Here is a 2,182-nt window from a genome sequence, read left to right on the forward strand (position 1 = left end):
GACGTCGACGTCGGCGGTCGTCAGCCGGGCGTCGGCGAGGGCCCGCCGGATCACGCGCTGCTGAGACGGGCCGTTCGGGGCGGTGAGGCCGCTGCTCGCGCCGTCCTGGTTGACGGCCGTGCCCCGGACCACGGCGAGCACCCGGTGGCCCTTGCGACGGGCGTCCGACAGGCGCTCGACGAGGAGGACGCCGACGCCCTCGGACCAGCTGGTGCCGTCCGCCGTCGACGAGAAGGACTTCGACCGGCCGTCGGGGGCCAGTCCGCGCTGGCGGCTGAACTCGACGAAGGTGCTGGGAGTCGACATGACCGTCACGCCGCCGGCGAGCGCCATGTCGACCTCGCCCTTGCGCAGGGCCTGCACGGCGAGGTGCAGGGCGACGAGCGAGGACGAGCAGGCCGTGTCGACCGTGACGGCCGGGCCCTCCAGGCCCAGCGTGTAGGCGACCCGGCCCGAGGCGACGCTGCCGGAGTTCCCGGTGCCCAGGTAGCCCTCGATGCCCTCGGGGACGTCGGTGAGACGGGTCGCGTAGTCGTGGTACATCACGCCGGTGAAGACGCCGACCGACGTGCCGCGCGCACTGGCCGCCGGGATGCCGGCGTGCTCGAACGCCTCCCAGGAGGCCTCCAGGAGGAGCCGCTGCTGCGGGTCCATGGCGAGGGCCTCGCGCGGCGAGATCCCGAAGAAGTCGGCGTCGAACTCGCCCGCCTCGTACAGGAATCCGGCCTCACGGGCGTAACTCCTGCCCGTGGCCTCCGGGTTCGGGTCGTACAGCCCCTCCACGTCCCAGCCGCGGTCCTGCGGGAACTCCGAGATCGCGTCCTCGCCACCGGCCACAAGCCGCCACAGGTCCTCCGGCGAGGCGACACCGCCCGGCAGGCGGCAGGCCATGCCGACGATCGCCACCGGCTCGCCCGCCCTGGCCTCCAGCTCGCGGAGGCGGCCGCGGGCCTCGTGGAGGTCCGCCGTGGCGCGACGCAGGTAGTCGAGGTACTTCTCTTCGTTCACCGTGGACACGCTGTCCCCTTGAGTTCCTGGAGGCGCCCGAGGCGCGCATGAAGTGATTCGAGTCGAGGTGCCCGGGACGGGTCCGGGACGGGGTCTCGGACGGGGCCCGGGGCGGGAGGCGGCCGTGCGGCAGGGATCAGTCCGTGCTGGGGTCCATGTCGAGGAGGCCGAAGAGTTCCTCGGCCGAGGCGTTCATGAAGTCCGGCACTCCCGCGCGGTCCTCACTCCCGCCCCCGTCGGCGTAGTAGGGGTCTCCGCCCCCGGATTCCGCGGACGCGCCCCCGCCCCCGCTTCCGGCCCCGGTCCCGCTCCCGGTCTCGCCCGTGACCATCGCGCGAAGGGAGCGCAGGTGCTCCAGGACTTCTTCGCTCCCGGGGGCGCCCGGGAGGCCCGTCAGCACCAAGGCGCCTTCCAGCCTGGTGAGTTGTGCCAGCAGGGCATCCGTGTGGGCGGTGCTCCTGGACGGCGTGGACACGTCCCGGTCCCGGTCCCCGGCTCCGGCCTGGCCCGCTGCGCCGCGCGGCAGCTCGGCGTCCAGGTGGGAGGCGAGGGCGGCCGGGCTCGGGTGGTCGAAGACGAGGGTCGCCGGGAGGGCGAGGCCGCCGGCGGAGTGGAGCCGGTTGCGGAGTTCGACTGCGGTCAGGGAGTCGAAGCCGAGGTCGAGGAAGCCCCGTTCGGCGTCGATCCGGTGGCCGCGGGCGTGGCCGAGCACTTCGGCGACCTCGCCGACGACGAACTCCAGGAGCAGACGCTGCCGCGCGGGCCCGTCCACGGCGGCGGCCCGGTCGGCGAGAGTGACGGCCGCCGGTTCCGTGGCGGCGTCCGTCGTCCCCGGTGCGCCCGCCCTCCCGGCCGTGGTGGCCGCGGACGGCCGGGGCCGGACGGTCCTCACGGTGACGACGTCCCGGAAGAGCGGGGGGATCCCGGCCGGGTCGTTCCCGGCCGCGTCCCGCAGTCCGGCGGCGTCGAGCCGCAGGGGCAGCAGTACCGGGTAACGGTCGTCCCGGAGGGCTGCGTCGAGGAGTGCGATGCCCTCGGCGTCGCTGATCCCGCCGATGCCCGCACGGCTCATCCGGCGCAGGTCCGCCGGGCCGAGTCCGCCGGTCATGCCGCTGTTCTCTGCCCAGAGGCCCCAGCCGAGGGAGAGGGCGGGGAGTCCGGCGGCGCGGCGGCG

At 74.9% G+C, this 2,182-nt stretch carries 2 protein-coding genes; both read right to left on the reverse strand.

Annotation, left to right across the window (positions count from 1 at the left end):
* Positions 1 to 1,008, reverse strand: a 1,008-nt coding sequence (locus tag IE124_RS33955) for a beta-ketoacyl synthase N-terminal-like domain-containing protein (protein ID WP_189513870.1), incomplete at its 3' end; no start/stop codon positions are given.
* 136 nt (positions 1,009 to 1,144) lie between these two features.
* The coding region (locus IE124_RS33960; protein WP_229833162.1) for a beta-ketoacyl reductase at positions 1,145 to 2,182 on the reverse strand (1,038 nt) is incomplete at its 5' end.

The organism is Streptomyces narbonensis, assembly GCF_014649015.1.
Classification (GTDB): Bacteria; Actinomycetota; Actinomycetes; order Streptomycetales; family Streptomycetaceae; genus Streptomyces; species Streptomyces narbonensis.